The organism is Acetobacterium sp., assembly GCF_039830195.1.
Lineage (GTDB): Bacteria > Bacillota > Clostridia > Eubacteriales > Eubacteriaceae > Acetobacterium.
Genome location: NZ_JBDODG010000003.1, coordinates 61176 through 77174 on the forward strand (window position 1 = coordinate 61176; position 15999 = coordinate 77174).

16 protein-coding genes are annotated in these 15999 nt (G+C 49.5%); 6 read left to right on the forward strand and 10 right to left on the reverse strand.

Annotated features, from left to right (window positions below):
- Window positions 1-202 precede the first annotated feature (202 nt).
- Complete coding sequence (locus tag ABGU93_RS00750; RefSeq protein ID WP_347411592.1) at window positions 203-1453, reverse strand: MFS transporter; 1251 nt, start codon at window positions 1451-1453, stop codon at window positions 203-205.
- Window positions 1454-1637: 184 nt separating this feature from the next.
- Between ABGU93_RS00750 and ABGU93_RS00755 the strand changes: the two genes are divergently transcribed.
- Both ABGU93_RS00755 and ABGU93_RS00760 read left to right on the forward strand, forming a co-directional pair.
- The gene (locus ABGU93_RS00755) at window positions 1638-2534 is read left to right on the forward strand and encodes a DUF445 family protein (RefSeq protein ID WP_347411593.1); all 897 of its coding nucleotides are present in this window, start codon (window positions 1638-1640) and stop codon (window positions 2532-2534) included.
- A 196-nt stretch (window positions 2535-2730) separates the two neighbouring features.
- Window positions 2731-3753 carry a branched-chain amino acid aminotransferase gene (locus ABGU93_RS00760; RefSeq protein ID WP_347411594.1) on the forward strand — a complete coding sequence of 341 codons (1023 nt, stop codon included), beginning with the start codon at window positions 2731-2733 and terminating at the stop codon, window positions 3751-3753.
- Window positions 3754-3760: 7 nt separating this feature from the next.
- On the opposite strand, the gene ABGU93_RS00765 is transcribed toward ABGU93_RS00760, so the two are convergent.
- A complete protein-coding gene (locus tag ABGU93_RS00765; RefSeq protein WP_347411595.1) occupies window positions 3761-4351 on the reverse strand; it encodes a flavin reductase family protein in 591 nt (196 codons plus the stop codon).
- Between the two features lie 190 nt (window positions 4352-4541).
- Here ABGU93_RS00765 and ABGU93_RS00770 point away from each other — a divergent pair, with 190 nt between their 5' ends.
- The gene (locus ABGU93_RS00770; RefSeq protein WP_026393241.1) at window positions 4542-4724 is read left to right on the forward strand and encodes a hypothetical protein; all 183 of its coding nucleotides are present in this window, start codon (window positions 4542-4544) and stop codon (window positions 4722-4724) included.
- Between the two features lie 330 nt (window positions 4725-5054).
- Here the strand turns inward: ABGU93_RS00770 and ABGU93_RS00775 are convergent, their stop codons facing one another.
- The 5 genes from ABGU93_RS00775 to ABGU93_RS00795 all read right to left on the reverse strand — a co-directional run bounded on the left by ABGU93_RS00775 (window position 5055) and on the right by ABGU93_RS00795 (window position 8771).
- Window positions 5055-5690, reverse strand: a complete 636-nt coding sequence (locus ABGU93_RS00775; RefSeq protein WP_347411596.1) for an iron-sulfur cluster assembly scaffold protein — start codon at window positions 5688-5690, stop codon at window positions 5055-5057.
- A gap of 12 nt (window positions 5691-5702) precedes the next feature.
- Complete coding sequence (locus ABGU93_RS00780; protein ID WP_347411597.1) at window positions 5703-6866, reverse strand: cysteine desulfurase family protein; 1164 nt, start codon at window positions 6864-6866, stop codon at window positions 5703-5705.
- 11 nt (window positions 6867-6877) lie between these two features.
- A complete protein-coding gene (locus tag ABGU93_RS00785; protein ID WP_347411598.1) occupies window positions 6878-7297 on the reverse strand; it encodes a DsrE/DsrF/DrsH-like family protein in 420 nt (139 codons plus the stop codon).
- A gap of 13 nt (window positions 7298-7310) precedes the next feature.
- On the reverse strand, window positions 7311-7532 hold the full coding sequence (locus tag ABGU93_RS00790) for a sulfurtransferase TusA family protein (RefSeq protein WP_347411599.1): 222 nt from the start codon (window positions 7530-7532) through the stop codon (window positions 7311-7313).
- 144 nt (window positions 7533-7676) lie between these two features.
- Complete coding sequence (locus ABGU93_RS00795) at window positions 7677-8771, reverse strand: 4Fe-4S binding protein (protein WP_347411600.1); 1095 nt, start codon at window positions 8769-8771, stop codon at window positions 7677-7679.
- A 347-nt stretch (window positions 8772-9118) separates the two neighbouring features.
- On the opposite strand from ABGU93_RS00795, the gene ABGU93_RS00800 reads away from it, so the two are divergent.
- Window positions 9119-9586, forward strand: coding sequence for a pyridoxamine 5'-phosphate oxidase family protein (locus ABGU93_RS00800; protein ID WP_347411601.1), 468 nt, complete (start codon window positions 9119-9121; stop codon window positions 9584-9586).
- Window positions 9587-9614: 28 nt separating this feature from the next.
- Here the strand turns inward: ABGU93_RS00800 and ABGU93_RS00805 are convergent, their stop codons facing one another.
- On the reverse strand, window positions 9615-10577 hold the full coding sequence (locus ABGU93_RS00805; protein WP_347411602.1) for a DMT family transporter: 963 nt from the start codon (window positions 10575-10577) through the stop codon (window positions 9615-9617).
- Window positions 10578-10680: 103 nt separating this feature from the next.
- Between ABGU93_RS00805 and ABGU93_RS00810 the strand changes: the two genes are divergently transcribed.
- Window positions 10681-12096 (forward strand): PLP-dependent aminotransferase family protein, encoded by a 1416-nt coding sequence (locus ABGU93_RS00810; protein ID WP_347411603.1) that lies wholly within the window; start codon window positions 10681-10683, stop codon window positions 12094-12096.
- A gap of 299 nt (window positions 12097-12395) precedes the next feature.
- Here ABGU93_RS00810 and budA read toward each other — a convergent pair whose 3' ends face one another.
- Complete coding sequence (gene budA / locus ABGU93_RS00815; RefSeq protein WP_347411604.1) at window positions 12396-13196, reverse strand: acetolactate decarboxylase; 801 nt, start codon at window positions 13194-13196, stop codon at window positions 12396-12398.
- A 161-nt stretch (window positions 13197-13357) separates the two neighbouring features.
- Window positions 13358-14116, reverse strand: coding sequence for a selenium cofactor biosynthesis protein YqeC (yqeC, locus tag ABGU93_RS00820; protein WP_347411605.1), 759 nt, complete (start codon window positions 14114-14116; stop codon window positions 13358-13360).
- A 289-nt stretch (window positions 14117-14405) separates the two neighbouring features.
- Between yqeC and ABGU93_RS00825 the strand changes: the two genes are divergently transcribed.
- On the forward strand, window positions 14406-15896 hold the full coding sequence (locus ABGU93_RS00825) for a carbon starvation CstA family protein (RefSeq protein WP_347411606.1): 1491 nt from the start codon (window positions 14406-14408) through the stop codon (window positions 15894-15896).
- Window positions 15897-15999: the final 103 nt, after the last annotated feature.

Here is a 15999-nt window from a genome sequence, read left to right on the forward strand (position 1 = left end):
GTTTTAATTGAGCAATTATTTTTATAGTGCCGTGAGCTTTGAGCCCAGTTTCGCACGAAACAATTTCTACACTGTACGTCGTACAGGCTATCGCCTGTTCGCCTATACGTTACGAAATCGTTTGTGGAAACTGTACTCAAAGCAACCATTGTTAGCTGTTTTTAATTTCATAAATGCCTACTAATATTTTTATTGTAGCGGATTAATTTTCGACCGCAGCAACAATTGACGACTGGTTTAATTTATTACTTTGAATCCCTAAGATGTGATTCAGTACCAAAGCGATGGCCGCAAAAACAATGATGACAATAAAGGTTGAGCCGTAACTGCCGCCGGAGCTTTGCAGTAGATAACTGGAAATCATTGGTCCGATGATGGCCGCCGGTACCAGTAAGAAATTGGACAAACTGAAATTCAGCGGATAATTCTTAGAACCAAAGCTGGAATTGATAACCACCGAGGATAAGGCTGGTACCCCACCATAGGTAACCCCAACCGCTAACAGGCCGATGAAGATGAAGATAACATTATTCATGGTTGCTCCCATTAACAAGAAAACGCCAGCCAGTAATAACAGAATGGTGTTGATTCCCATTGCTTTGGCGCGACCCATTTTGTCAAACACGGTGCCAATGACCACCCGGCCGCCGCCATTAAATACCGAAACCAGCAGCCCCAATTGGGCTGGCGCGCCAAAGGCCACGGCAATGGTTGCCGCGCTGCCGATAATCAGCAGTCCTGATGCGGTAATCATAATTCCCCAGAAGAAATAGGTCCAGAACACGCCGGTTTTTAACATTTCCCCGGCCGAGTATTCTTTTTTCTGACTGGTTTCATCGGCAACAGCCACTGCTTTTTTAGGTGCCATTTCCGGTTTCTTAATAAAGAAGGAACCTAACGCCATCACTACTGCGCCCATGATGGCCAGATAGAAGAAGGTTTCCAATACTCCGACGCTGCCAATAAAAGAGCTGATCATGGTACCGAGAATCAGTCCCCCCAGACCAAAGCCCATCAGTAAAATCCCTGATGCCAAACCGGCTTTTTCGGAAAACCATGGCACCACCGCACTGATAATGGAATTGTAGCCCATCCCGACGCCGGTGCCGCAGAGCACCCCATAAAACAGATACAGCAGGATTAAACTTTGTCCCGGTTGGCTCGGATCAATTTTCGAGACCCCGAAAAAGCCGATAAACAGCATCGCTGCCGCCATCAGAACAATGGTCTGGTTTTTAATAAAGCGGGTTAATTGGCCGCTGACAAAACCGCCAATACAAAAAAAGATAATTGAGATTGTAAAATTAAGTGATAAGTCCGTTACGGTCCAGGTTTCAAAGACCTTGTTCAGCGGGGCCCTAAAAATTGACCAGGCATACAATAATCCCAGAAACAACAGCATGATGGTTCCGACACTCAGGTAGATCCACCGTTTCAAATTCTCATTTTTCATCATTTCCCTCTGTTTCCAAAAATTTTCTTGCTTTATTGTATCAGCTAGCTAAAGTAAACACAATAATAATTACCAGTAATTGCTAATCGTCTTACTGGTTTTTATCATTATACTGGACAGCTTGTTTTAAAAAGATTAAAATATACCGAAAGCTACTAACCAGAAGTTACAACAGGAGGAAACCATGGATTTATCATTTTTTATTGGACCGATCATCGGAGGCATTATCGGACTGATCACCAACGGCATCGCGATTCGGATGCTTTTTCGCCCCTTAAAAGCCATCAAAGTATGGGGATTGACGCTCCCCTTTACCCCGGGCTTAATTCCCAAAGAAAAACCACGCATCGCCAAATCACTGGGCGACGTGGTCGCCAACAATCTGCTCAATCAGGACGTCATCAAGAATGGTCTGCTGTCCCCAGAAATGGACGATAAGATCACCGTCGCCGTCAATGGCCTGATCGCTAAAAAAAGCACCAGTGATGAAACCCTGCGGGAGCTGTTCTACTCGTTTTCCGGCGCCGAACGGGGTGAGCAGATCATCACTGATGTGACGACCAAAGTGGTCGGTTTTTCATATGAGCGGATGGTCAAAATGGAACTGGGGCCGCTCTTATCGGAAATCGCCGTCACCGAAATTGTCAGTAATCTGCAGGGTTCAATGTTTGCGATGCTGATCAATGAAAACCTGATCAGTTCCGCCAAGGTTAAAATGTCTGAAATCATCGAACGGATGGTGGTTGAAAAAGGCGAGGATATTCTCGATAACATCTTTGAAAAAGAAAGCACGAATCTGCTCGATAAACGGCTTTGTGATCTTTATCTCGAATACGAAGACCGGATTCCGGAATTTGTCGCCTGGGTCATAACGACCTATCATCAACTGATCGACAAAAACATCGGCGTTTTAATTCACGCCCTGGACTTGTCAAAACTGGTTGAAGATCAGATTAACGGCTACGATGTCCTAACTTTTGAAAAAATGATTTTGGAAATCATGCGCAAAGAACTCAACGCAATTGTCTGGCTAGGCGGACTATTGGGCTGCATCATGGGCCTGGTAATGTCATTTGTCTAGAACTGGAATCAGATAATTGTGAAACTCTTAAGCATCGAACAAGGATTGCTTTGCGCTTAGTTTTCACAAACAATTTTGTAACGTGTAGGCGAACAGTTCATAGAACTGTACGACGTACAGTGTAGAAATTGTTTCGTGCAAAACTGAGCACAAAGCTCACGGCACTTTGGTATTTACTATTTTAAAGGAGCTAAAAATGACTAAAAAAGTAGAAATTAATTGGGATCAATTGGGATTTGATTATATCAAAACGGATTATCGCTATCTGTCGTTCTGGAAAGACGGACAGTGGGATGATGGGGTTATGACTGAAGATAATGTTTTGCATCTGGGCGAAGCGGCTCCCTGTCTGCACTATGGGCAGCAGTGCTTTGAAGGTCTGAAGGCCTACCGGACCAAATCCGGCGAGATTCAGTTGTTTCGGGTGGACCAGAATGCCAAGCGCTTTCAGGATTCCTGCCAGCGGTTGTTAATGCCGGTTGTTCCCGAGGCGACCTTTATCAAAGCCTGTCTCGACGTGGTTAAAGCTAACGAAGCCTATATTCCACCCTATGGTACCGGCGGCTCGCTGTATATCCGCCCGATGATGATTGGGGTCGGCAACAGTGTCGCCGTCAAACCGGCCAGCGAATATATCTTCACCGTTTTTTGTATGCCGGTGGGGGCTTATTTCAAGGGCGGCCTGACACCGGTTAATTTTATGGTCTCTGACTATGACCGGGCGGCCGGTAACGGCACCGGCCAGCAGAAGGTTGGCGGCAACTATGCGGCCTCAATGCTGGCGCATGAAATTGCGGTCCAGAAAGGCTTTGCGGATTGCATTTATCTGGATCCCACGACGCACACCAAAATCGAAGAGGTCGGCGCCGCCAATTTCTTTGGCATCACCAGAGACAACCGCTTTGTCACCCCCGACTCCCCCTCGATCTTACCCAGCATCACCAAATACTCGCTGCTCTATCTGGCCGAGCATGTCCTGGGGATGGCCGTATCCGAAGAGGATGTTTTCATCGACGAACTGGATATCTTTGCCGAAGCCGGCGCCTGCGGCACCGCCGCCGTGATCACCCCGATCGGCGGTATTTTCCATCACAACCGGCTGCACGTTTTCTACAGCGAAACCGCGGTAGGCCCAGTCACAAAAAAACTCTACGAAACCCTCACCGCCATCCAACTGGGCGAACTGGCCGGTCCGGAAGGCTGGATTACCACGCTATAAAGCAGATTTATTCTTGCTGCGCGGGTCGTTTCTTCTTTTTCTTTTTGCGGACCGAATAGCCGAAGCTGCCGACTTTTTCGCCGAGGCCAAAGTATTCGCCGTGGACGTAGGCCAGTAGATCAGCCTGATCCAGATGGAGTTTGCCGCCTTTATCAAGCAGGGCGTCCTCCACATGGACTGCCAGAATCTCGGCTATAAACAGATCGTGGGTGCCCAGCGGGATGATTTCTTTGACCCGGCATTCCATACTTAAGGGGCTGGCGGCCAGCATCGGGCATTTTACTGTATCGCCGGGGATTGTGGTTAAACCCATCAGTTCAAATTTATTCATGTCCCGGCCGGAGCGCACCCCACAGAAATCAACGGTTTTGACCAGGGCCACGGTGGACAGATTGATGGTGAACTCCCGGGTGTTGGCGATGATTTCGTAGGATAGACGGCTGGGCCGCAGCGAAATATAGGTCATCGGCGGTTTGGTATTAAGAACCCCGGTCCATCCCACTGTTAAGATATTTTCTGACGCGGCCTCGCCACAGGTTACCAGTACCGGGGGCACCGGCGCCAGCAATACCGATCCCGGCCATTTTGTTTTACTCATTGCGTACTCTCCTTTGTCTGCGATAACACCATTATAGCAGTTTTACCATAATTATGGCAGAAAATCGTCGCCACCCGGGCCCCGGGTCCGCTGAAAAGAATCGATCAAACCATTTAAACACAATTTTTCTTGCAATTTCTTTGCTAAGTCGATAGTATTATAATTAGAACAGACAGTGGACAGGAGAACTATGAAAACAGAATTATTATTTCTAATTAAGCGCCTATGTGATCTTGAAGAAGAATTCATGGAGCTGACTGAAGAAGAAAAAGAAATTGTCGTAACCACCGCCGAAAGCATGACCGGGAGTCTGGTCTTTTTATTGGAAGCGCTTGAAGATTATTCCATGAGTGGTTTTTATGACGAGGATTAAAGCAAACTGAAAACATCAGATAAGGAGGTAGTTCAATGAAAGTAGCCGCTTTTGTATCCAGTATGGTTGCCCTGGTAATGGGTGCCGCAGCTCTGACCTTAAGCATTATTGCCGTTTCAAAAACTGCCCGTTAGCGGCAAAAGAGCAACTCTTTAACAGGGTTGCTCTTTTTTTGGTTATCACTAAACTGTCGTACCGACCAATTGTTAATCTGTTGTTCGCTGCGGAATCGGACAGGTTTATCAACCTGTCCGCCCCGATGCGTACAACATGATGTAACAATTGTCGGTACTGGGCTAGCTTTTAATCTTGCCTAAGTTACTTTTTTTATCAGTCGGTAAACTCGACGATGACCTGATCGATATCCCAGAGTGATTCGATTTTTTCCACCGCATCTTCTTTGATGGCGTTGGCAAACTGATGGGTTGCCGGCAGATCGATGACGATCCGGACCACACCGCCGGTGATATCAATTTCCTTAACCAGATGGGTTGCCACCATATCCAGGCCTTTGATCGGATTCATGACCTTCTTTAAGCGTTTTCTGACAATTTCTTCGGTGGTGGCGACCTTTTCGGTTACCAGGCCGTGCTTTTCTTCATAATTCTGGATTGCCGAGCGCAATACCTCCACTGCCAGCACCGAGCAATGAGCCTTGATTTTGGGCAGCCCGCCGAGGGCTTCCGAGGCTTCCTGCCAGGTGATTTTTTTGGCTTCGTCAATGGTTTTGCCTTTGGCCAGTTCGGTAATAATCGAACCGGTGGCGATGTTTGAGGCACAGCCGTAAGATTCAAATTTGATATCATCGATCACCTTGGTATCGGGATCGACCTTTAAATAGAGCGACACCATATCGCCGCAGGCCGGACTGCCTTCGGTTGCTTTGCCATCCGGATCTTCAATCCGCCCGGTATTGCGGGGGTTCTTAAAATGTTCCAGAACCAGATCATTATAAGGACTTGCCATTGTTATTTCCTCCTATTCCTTTCCCAGGGGGCTGATTTTTCGCAGGTTCTCAACCACCTTTTTCAGCGTATCGACCACAAAAATGACCTCTTCCATGGTATTGAAGCGTCCCACCGTCATCCGGATCGAGCCATGGGCCCGCTCATGATCACCACCGATGGCGGCAATCACATGACTGGCTTCCAGGGAGCGGCTGAAACAGGCCGAACCGGTGCTGACGGCGATGCCATACATGTCCAGATGCAGGGTGATCGATTCCCCCTCCACGTAATGGAAGGTGATATTGGCGTTCTGGGGCGTCCGCTGCCGGGGATGACCGTTTAGGATGACATCGGGGATCTGATCACTCACCATGGTGATAATTTTATCCCGCATTGCTGCCAGTCGGATGTTTTCATCCGCCGTCACCAGTTCCGCCGCTTTGGCGAAGCCGACCGCTCCGGGAATGTTATCCATCCCACCGCGAAGATCAAACTCCTGAAAACCGCCATCCATTATTTTAGCCAGGGCGGTGCCTTTTTTTACATAGAGTCCGCCGATCCCCTTGGGACCATGCAGGGTATGAGCCGATACGGTGATCAGATCAACGGCAACGGCGGTCACATCCAGGGGCACCCGCATAAAGGTGTGGGTGGCATCGGTGTGAAAGAGTACCCCCTGTTGATGGCAGATTTTGCCGATGGTGGCGATATCCTGAAGGGTACCGATTTCCTGATTACCATGCTGAATCGAGACCAGAATGGTTTCCGGTCTGATCAGCGCCTGGAGTTTTTCCAGATCCACCAGACCATCGCCATCGACATCCAGATAGTCGACGGTAAAGCCTTCTTTTTCCAGGGTTCTGGCGCTGTACAGTACCGGGAAGTCTTCAATTTTGGAAACGATCAGGTGTTTGCCTTTTTTCGCCCCCAAAGCCTTGGCAACCCCTTTTAAGGCCAAATTGCTGGACTCAGCACTGCCCGAGGTAAAAATAAACTCCTGGCTGTGGGCGCCCAGGGCCTGAGCCAGTCGGGTTCTGGCATCGTCCAGGGCTTCTTTCGCTTCAACGCCCAGAGAATAACCAAATTCTGAGGTCGCCACCGAGTACCGGTCAAAATAAAGCGGTGTCATCACTTCCAGCACCTGCTCATCCAGCCGGGTGGCGGCGGCGTTATCCAAATAATACACTTTTTCCATGAGTTTCCCCCTTAGATAAACAAGGTAATGGCAGAATGTCGGGCTTCCTGGATATAGGTTCCGACGGCTCCATAGTCGTCAATGATATCTTCGATCAGATCTTCGCGTTTTAAACCCATGATGTCCATGGTCATTTCACAGGCGATGATTTTGCCGCCCAGTTCCTTGAAATCAGCCATCAGCCGTTCCAGGGAGGCGACATTATTTTTCTTCATCCGTCCCAGCATCATCTTTTTGCCTAAGCCCAGAAAATGCATTTTCGATAAAGGACCTTTTTCCAAGCCGCCTTTTTTCAGCCGTAGCAATCCCCAGAAGGTGAAATACAGGGACACCTCCATCCCCATTGCCAGCGAGCCATTGGACACGATCAGAGCACTGTACAGTTTATCCATATCACCACTCTGAACAATAATTGTTGTTTTGTCCGCCATGACAAAGCCTCCTTTACTTTTGTATTTTTATGGTCCAAGTGCCGTCCTGTTCTTCGGTGCTGATGACTGCCAGCGACAACGCATCGGCGGCCATCGGGATTTCCTTTTTCGAGGCAGCATTGTTCCCGGTAATCTCGATGACATCCCCCGGTTGCGCCTTTCTGACGGCTTTACGCATTTCTACCAAAGGAACCGGACAGGTCTCGCCTCTCACATCAACATAAATTTCTGCCATATTCTTGCCTCCTACTCAAATTTTAATTAACTGCTGCTACTCTTTTTTCCGTCGTTGTTTCTTTTTTCATACCCCATTATGAACAACTTACTTGTATTTTAATAACAAGCAGCATAAAAAGCATAAAAAAGCAGGCCTATGGATTTAATCCGACGGCCTGCTGAGGTTATCTGTTATTTTTTTTACGAGCTCGAGAAACCGGGTTGAATATGCCAGGGTTTCGGTGGGACAGCTGTCGACACAGTGACCGCAGCCGACGCAGCGCAGCTCGGCGACTGGGCGGCCGCTGGCGGCACTGGTTTTTAAATCGATGGCCATCGGACAGGCGGCATTGCAGCGGCCGCATTGAATACAGTGGCTCTGATTGGTTGTTATTTGCTGACCAACCAGCTTGCCGAGCAGACCCACCACTGTGCCCAGGGGACAATAGTAACAGTAGCCGCGGCCGCTAAAGGCGACCCAGAAAAACATCGCCATCAGCAGCTCGGCCGAGAGGTATTTATAGGTTTCGATTTTTGCCACTATCTCGCTGTTGTCCAGCGGCAGGCCCAGCAGGACTAACACCCAGTAGGCGGTAAAACCCAGGGCGATTGCCAGAAACAGCCAACGCAGGATGGCAAAAAGTTTTAAACCGCGGGCCTTGACCTTTTTCCGGGAACCCAGTAAAGGCATCACCGGATCAAAAACCTCGCTGGCAAAACCATTAAACAGGCACAGTGTCGAGCATTGCCAGCGCCGGCCCAGCAGCAGGGTTCCGACCAGGACGACGATGGTGACAAACAGATAAAAGAGCAGCGCCATCGAGATGCCGGTAAGGCCAAAGATCGGCAGATATTTGAGATAAAAGGCGGTGTTGGGGTCCATCAGTTGCAAGGGGATGGTGGTCCAGGGCAGCGGCATCGCAAAAAAGTAGAGTTCCTGATTATCCAAAAGTATCGGCCCGAAGATATGGACGACCAGAGCCATCACGATCAAACCGGTCAGATTGCGCTTGCGCATCACGGTCCGTCGGGATGAGCCGATAATCCGCAGGGTCAGAAAGCTGCCCAGAACAATAAAACTGGTCTTGACCCAGTTTTCATAAAATCCCCACAGCCAGCTGATAAAGGCCGCCACTTCCGGGGTGGCCCGGCTGACATAGCCAAAATTGAGCCCGGCAATGATCAGGCATAGGATGATATACACCCACAGGATTGTTTTTAGTGCTTTTACCGTGCTGGAATTATTGTGATTCGCCATGGCTTTGTCTCCCCTTTTAATACCCGGCAATTACCTTACTGCCGTGAGCTTCGCTGCCGGTTTGCGCGAAACAATTGTTACACTGTACGGCGTACAGTTCTACGAACAGTTCGCCTACACGTTACACAATAGTTTGCGGAAACCGCCATCAAAGCAACCGTTGTTCGAAGTTTCTAAGTTTACGAACTGCTAACTGCATTTTTTTCTTCATTATAAGCTTCTTTCGCGATAAACACAAGAATGGTCATGATGCTATTCTGAAAAAAGCGGCTTGACTCCTGATCTGAAAATCGGTACGATAAGTTAAAATTTAATGAATAAATGAAGAAAACAAACGGAGGCTGCAAATGCGACGAGCAAATCGGGAAGTAACAGAATTAATGGAGCTTATTGAAATTATTAACGGCTGTAAGGTGTGCCGGCTGGCCATGGTGGACAACGGCCATCCCTATGTGGTGCCCCTGAATTTTGGCTATCACCGCGATGATTCAGTTATTACCATCTTTCTGCACTGTGCCAAAGAAGGCCGCAAAATGGATATCCTGAAACAAAACAATCAGGTCTGTATTGAGATGGATCAGATGAAGGAGCTGCTCAGCGGCGAAACGGGCTGTGATTACAGTTGCTATTTTGAAAGTTTTATCGGCACCGGTCAGGCGGTGTTTGTTACCGATGCCGCAGCTAAAGCACAGGCCTTACAGGCAATTATGAAGCAGCAGACCGGCCGGAACGATTTCAGCTTTGATCAGCATATCCTCGAGCAGACCGCGGTGATTGCGGTTGAACTAAGCCGTTATTCGGGTAAACGCCACTAGTCGCAGGGCAGTCTGGGCTCGGCCGGGATCAGTCGCTTTCGATCGTATCAGCCGTGATGGTTTTAAGCTCCGTGCCTACCATTTCGTCGGGGTGCGCCGGCGGCTTTTGGGTGGCGATGAGAATGCCGCAGATAATCAGGCTCATCCCCAGTAAATGACTGAGCTGGATTTTTTCATTGAGCAGGATCGCGGCCAGGATAATGCTGCTGACCGGCACTACACTAATGAAGATCGCCGCGTTGCTGGCCGCGACCTTGGCAATCCCCCGAAACCACAGAACATAAGAAATAAATGAGACAAAGATCCCATAATAACCAATACACAAAATGGTCTGCAGCGACATTTCCGCAAACGGATAGCCCCAGGCATCATATATGGCAAGGGGTAATAAACAGATAAAAGCCAGACCGGCCACTAGCGTTGTCCTGTACACCGGGGACATCGGGACACACTTTATTTTACTGAGCACCGAAAATAAGCCCTCACCAGTAACGGCAATCAGAATTAGAAAATTTCCCAGCACCGAGCTGTTAAGGGTCCCTTCCGCAAAATAGGTGTAGAGATTGATGCAGAGTAATCCGACGATGACAAACGCCAGACCGATGGCGTTGTTTTTTGAGATCTTCTCTTTTAAGATCAAGAACGCCAGAATCACCACGATGGCCGGCCCCGAGCTGGAAATCAAACCGCTGTTGGCGGCTGAGGTCAGTTGCAGGCCCCAGAAAATAAAGACCCGGTAGAGCACAATCCCGGCCAGGGCCTGACCCAGCAGCACCGCCACGGTTTTTTTATCCAGGCGGTGGTGTTCTTTTTTGATCACAAAGGTGACCAGCAGCAACAAGACCAGCCCAATGGCAATCCCCAATTCGGTGGCCAAAAATACCGGCACCGTGGCTACCATCATCTTACTGACCACCACCGCACTGCCGGCAATTGCCATCGCCACGGTCAAATCCAGATAGGCACTTAATTTTTCTCCCATGATAATCATCTTTTCTCCTCGCTATCGTTATGATAAAATCTTACCTGATTGATGTGGTTTGTAAAGAACCACTTAAATGGTTTTTTCAGCAAACCACTTTAGGAGGAACGCAATGTGGATTAATATCGATAAAATGAGTGACCGTCCCTTGATGCGACAACTTTATGAGCAGATCAAGGATCTGATTTTGGATGGCCAGCTGGCCCCGGCCGAAAAACTGCCGTCAACCCGACAGCTGGCGGCTGATCTGGGGATCTCCCGCAGTACCGTTCTGGAAGCCTACAATCAATTGATCGCCGAGGGCTACCTGATTGGAAATCATGGGTCTGGTACGGTGGTTGCCAGCGGGATTGCTGTTTTTTCGAGCCTCCCGGAAACCGCTGTAAAAAAACGCGGGGCCACTGCGACGGCAGCAGAAGCACCGGCCACCACCGTCATCGATTTCCAGTCCGGTGTCATTGATGCATCCCAGTTTCCGCGGTCGGAGTGGAAAAAAGCCTGTCAACGCAGCCTTGATCAGCTCTCCGAAGCTGCTTTTCGTTATCATCCCAGTGCCGGGGTGCTGAGCCTGCGCCAGACGATTGCCGACTATTTACGGCGCGCCCGGGGACTCGCTTGTAGTCCTGACCAGATTATGATCGTCTCTGGATCGACCCAGGGTCTCGCGCTGATCGCCGCGTTATTTCAGGATCAGCAGCAAGCGGTCCTGATAGAAGACCCCACCCATCCCGGATTGCGCCAGATTATTGAGCGCGCAAAACTCAATTTAATCGGGATTCCGGTGGATGATCAGGGTCTGATAACCGATTTACTCGCCCCCCACCCGGCCCCGGCCTTTATTTATACGACCCCCTCCCATCAATACCCGCTGGGTGGCATCCTGCCGATCCAACGCCGTCAGAAACTGATTCAGTATGCCATCACCAATGATACTTATCTACTGGAAGATGACTATGACAGTGAATTCCGCTTTGAAGGCCAGCCGATTTCATCACTTTATGAGCTGAATCCCGACCGGGTCATCTATCTGGGGACCTTCAGCAAGATCCTCACTCCGGCCATTCGATTGGGTTATCTGATTTTGCCGGATCAACTCATTGCCCCTTATCTGGAACTGAAAAAATACTCTGATGTCCACACCGAAGCCCTGACCCAGTACGCGCTGGCGGAATTCATTGAAAGCGGCGGGCTGGAAAAGCATATTTGGAAGATGAAAAAGATCTATGCTAAAAAACGCCAGCATCTGATTGCTGAATTATCCCGCTGCTATCCCGATGCCTTTGAAATTAAAGGCCATGCCGCCGGGTTGCACATGGTTGTCCATTTTAACGGCGTTGTTTTTGACGCCCCGCTGATCAATTGCATCAACTCCAGACAGGTCCGGGTCTACCCCATCAACAACTACGTTTTTGGCAACCCGGCACCCTACAACAGCGACATCCTCCTTGGCTACGCCCACCTAACCTTCGCCGGAATCACCACCGGCATTACCCGGCTCTGTACGGCCCTACGACAGGCTGAATCTTGAGCACAAAAAAGACACTCTTTCGAGTGCCCGATGTTGTCGATAAACTACCGTACCGACCAATTGTTAATCTGTTGTTCGCCGCGGAATCGGACACTAATAAGAAATTAAATTTCTTATTAGTCGTGGGCAGTCGCCAACTACAAGCAAGCTTGTTCTTGGCTCGTTGCCTCTACGCAGGCTCTGCCGTGTCCGCTCCGATGCGTACAACATGATGTAACAATTGTCGGTACTAGGTTATCTTTTTTGCCAGTCTAAAAGACATTCTTGCGAGTGACTTTTAGGGATAGATTCGAAGCTGCTTATTTTTCGACGGCATCGATGGCGGAGTCGGCATCCGTAACGGTTCCTTCTGGGATGGTTGGCGACAGGGTCATAAAAAAGCCGTCGGTTTGATCGACAAAGGCGGTGGCGCTGTCGAAGCTGACATCGAGGAGGTGGCCACCCTTGCTGCGGTCATCGGCGATGAAATGGAAGTGATAACCTTTGACATTCAGGCCGCCGATATCCTCAGGGCACCATAAGCCGACCAGGGTGCCGCTGGTCTTTTCGTAGTCAAAGATGGACTGGTTTTTGACGGCTTCAGAAAGCACCGGATAGGGTTTTACCTGGCTGGGCACCGAACGAGCTTTGATGGTGTTGAAGGTGCCGTTGATCCGGAACACATAAAAGGCATTGGGATCGGTCATCATTTTGTCCAGTTCCTGCTCCAGGGCTTCCAGACTGGTGGTTGGGCCCAGTGATTTGGTCGCATCTTCGTTAAAGTAGGTGACCGCGGCAAAGGGCGTAGTGTCGGTGTCCAGGACTTCCTCCACGGCGCCGCTGGCTTTAACCTTGTAGACCTTATTGTCAATCATCACCAGCTCGCCATCCAGGGCGTTAAAGGTGCCGATCCCGACATCGCCGTGCTGCTTCAATTCGCCAAAACTCATAAAGCCATCATAATTCCCGGCCAACAGGGAATTAATCGTCGACGCCTGGAAGAGGGTCTCCTCTTTTGTTGCGGCGGCGTCACTGCTGGTCGTTGTGGTTGCGGCGGTACAGCCGGCCAGCGTCACCATCCCTAGAACCGATAAAACAATTGCGGTACTTTTTATTTTCATATAAGCTCCTTCTTTCATTGTAATTAACTGCCGTGAGCTTCTCTGCCGGTTTGCGCCAAACAATTTCTACACTAGGCCGTACAACATTTTCTTGTACAGTTCGCCTACACGTTACGAAATAGTTTGCGGAAACCGACATCAAAACAATGATTGTTCGATGTTTATTTAACCTGCTCTACCCAACCTTCTTTGAGGGAACCAAGCAGGCAATGGTCAAATAGCGGGGCGCCGGTTTTTGCCATCAGTCGGGCATTTGTCAGGTTGTCGCCATCGGCTTTGTTGATAAACAGAATCCGGGTGGCGTTTTTTGCCAGGGTCGTGTTTAGCTTGTTGTCAATAAACGCGGCTAGGGTCTGACTTAAAACGGTTTCATCAAAAATAGCCTGACCGTGACTAGTTAATTCGGTGTTAGCTCGTTCATTGTAATATATTTCCGGGCGATGAAAGGTATCCGCGTCAATTTTTCGAAATAGGATTTCGGCGCCCATGACGTGAATCAGTTTGGTGGTGATGGACGGAATCGATGGTTCATAGTCGTGATAGAATTTATAAGGTTTGCGTTTTGATCCGTCCCCTTCATTAATGATGACCAGGGGCACAATCGCCGCCTTTAAATCAATCAACTCGGTTTCGGAAAATCCCGATATTTTCTGTCCGTTGATCCTTTCCTTGCCAATCAGCCATGCCCGTTGTGGGTCTTTTGCAATTGCTGCGATCACTGCCGACATCTCTGTGCGGATCAGGCACTGCGGTTCCGGTACATCGGCAATGCAGATTTTAGCGGTTGTCGTCATCACGTGGTTAAGTTTGCGGGCGGCCAGTTCCTGACTGAGCGCAAACATCAGCGAGGTTTTGCCGCCGCCCCCGGTGATGGTAATGACATCATTTGCGGTGATGTTCAGTTTGTCAATAAGTTTCACTCTGCTCTCCCTCTCATTCTATCGGTAATTGGAATATCCAGTCGCGTCCGATCGGTTATCGGCTTTTTCTACGCTTAAATTTTACACTGCAATGCCCCGAGATGCAATGGTAATTATCGGTTGTTCTAACTTGCTTAACCTGACTTTTTTTTAAACAGCGCCGGATAATAAACCGCTCCAACGACTCAGCGCCATTGACGGCGGTTTTAAGCAATGATAAAATAAAGCCGTGGTTGAGCTTAAGGCTATTTTTCTACGACAAAAGCCCTGCAACCACAGAGGAGGCATGATGATTACCTTTATAATCGGACTTTTTATTTTAATTTTAGGCGGGTTTTTCTACGGCAAACTGGTCGAAAAGGTGTTTGCCCCGGATGAGCGCCAGACGCCGGCCATCAGCCAGGCCGACGGGGTCGATTTTGTGGCCATGCCCAAATGGAAAAATCAGTTAATCGAATTGCTCAACATAGCCGGGACCGGGCCGGTACTGGGACCCATCCAGGGGATTCTGTTCGGTCCGCTGGCCTTTATCACAATCCCGATCGGCTGTGTTCTGGCCGGGGCGGTCCATGATTACTTCAACGGGATGATCTCGATCCGCAACGGCGGGGCCCAGATGCCACGGATGGTGGGCAAGTACCTGGGCCCGCAGATCAAGCGTTTTTATACCCTGGTATTGTGGTTGCTGCTCTTTCTGGTGGGGGTTGTTTTTATTTACACCCCCGGCGATCTGATCACCAGGGATATCCTGAATAAGGATGCCGGTGCCCAGAACACTACCATCTGGATCGTCTATGCGGTTATTTTTGGTTATTATTTAATCGCCACCTTCTTCCCCATCGATAAAATAATTGGCCGGGTCTATCCGATTTTCGGTGTCATCTTGATCCTTTCGGCACTGGGCGTTTTTGCCGGCATCATGATGGATGGCGGCGTCAATCTCCAGAACCTGTCATGGGAGACCTTACCCCAGTATCCCCTGGGTCAGCAATTTTTTCCGGTTTTCTTTATTACCGTCGCCTGCGGGATCCTATCCGGCTTTCACGGTAGTCAGTCGACCCTGATTTCGCGGACCGTTACCGCCGAAAAAGAGGGCCGCGGGACCTTTTACAACACGATGATCATGGAAGGCTTTATTGCCATGTGCTGGGCTGCCGGGGCGATGATTCTGTTTAATCGCGGTATCGATTTAAGCACCGGGGCTACGGCCATGGTAGGCCTGATCTCCCGGGAATTTCTGGGTTCAGTTGGGGCGTTTTTCGCGATCCTCGGGGTCATCGTGCTGCCGATAACCTCCGGCGACACCGCTTTTCGGTCGCTGCGGCTAATGGTCGGCGAAGCCTTTAACATCGATCAGACCGTGATCAAAAATCGACTGCTGACCACCCTGGGGATCTTTATTCCGGCGATTGTAATTCTGGTTTTTGCCAAGACCTCCCCCAATGGCTTTAACCTGCTGTGGCAGTATTTTGGTTTTACCAACCAATTTGTAGCGATCTTCGCCCTGGCGATGACGGCTGTTTATTTGAAATCCGAGCAAAAGACAATCTGGATTGCCCTGCTCCCGGGGATGTTTTACACCTTTATCGTGATCAGTTATATCTGCCACGCCCCCATTGGTCTGGGCCTGGAACCCCGGCTGGGCCCCATGTTAGGCATCGATCCCAACAGTTATATCCTCTCGTACCTGATTGGCGCCGCGGCGGCCATTCTCTACATGGTGCTGGTCTTAAAACAGGGCCGCAAGGGTCTGGATCAGCTGCCCCAATACAAAGTATAACCCAGTACCGACAAAATCCCCGTCGCATCACTTGAGATGCGACGGGGATTTTTATGTGCGCCCGGCATGGGCGCAATCTAACGGGTGAAAGTCCCGAGCACGG

Excerpts from the sequence above, each read along its gene's own strand:
- ABGU93_RS00750 (WP_347411592.1), bottom strand. The coding sequence starts at position 1,453 with ATGAAAAATGAGAATTTGAAACGGTGGATCTACCTGAGTGTCGGAACC.
- ABGU93_RS00755 (WP_347411593.1), top strand. The coding sequence starts at position 1,638 with ATGGATTTATCATTTTTTATTGGACCGATCATCGGAGGCATTATCGGA.
- ABGU93_RS00760 (WP_347411594.1), top strand. The coding sequence starts at position 2,731 with ATGACTAAAAAAGTAGAAATTAATTGGGATCAATTGGGATTTGATTAT.
- ABGU93_RS00765 (WP_347411595.1), bottom strand. The coding sequence starts at position 4,351 with ATGAGTAAAACAAAATGGCCGGGATCGGTATTGCTGGCGCCGGTGCCC.
- ABGU93_RS00770 (WP_026393241.1), top strand. The coding sequence starts at position 4,542 with ATGAAAACAGAATTATTATTTCTAATTAAGCGCCTATGTGATCTTGAA.
- ABGU93_RS00775 (WP_347411596.1), bottom strand. The coding sequence starts at position 5,690 with ATGGCAAGTCCTTATAATGATCTGGTTCTGGAACATTTTAAGAACCCC.
- ABGU93_RS00780 (WP_347411597.1), bottom strand. The coding sequence starts at position 6,866 with ATGGAAAAAGTGTATTATTTGGATAACGCCGCCGCCACCCGGCTGGAT.
- ABGU93_RS00785 (WP_347411598.1), bottom strand. The coding sequence starts at position 7,297 with ATGGCGGACAAAACAACAATTATTGTTCAGAGTGGTGATATGGATAAA.
- ABGU93_RS00790 (WP_347411599.1), bottom strand. The coding sequence starts at position 7,532 with ATGGCAGAAATTTATGTTGATGTGAGAGGCGAGACCTGTCCGGTTCCT.
- ABGU93_RS00795 (WP_347411600.1), bottom strand. The coding sequence starts at position 8,771 with ATGGCGAATCACAATAATTCCAGCACGGTAAAAGCACTAAAAACAATC.
- ABGU93_RS00800 (WP_347411601.1), top strand. The coding sequence starts at position 9,119 with ATGCGACGAGCAAATCGGGAAGTAACAGAATTAATGGAGCTTATTGAA.
- ABGU93_RS00805 (WP_347411602.1), bottom strand. The coding sequence starts at position 10,577 with ATGATTATCATGGGAGAAAAATTAAGTGCCTATCTGGATTTGACCGTG.
- ABGU93_RS00810 (WP_347411603.1), top strand. The coding sequence starts at position 10,681 with ATGTGGATTAATATCGATAAAATGAGTGACCGTCCCTTGATGCGACAA.
- budA (WP_347411604.1), bottom strand. The coding sequence starts at position 13,196 with ATGAAAATAAAAAGTACCGCAATTGTTTTATCGGTTCTAGGGATGGTG.
- ABGU93_RS00825 (WP_347411606.1), top strand. The coding sequence starts at position 14,406 with ATGATTACCTTTATAATCGGACTTTTTATTTTAATTTTAGGCGGGTTT.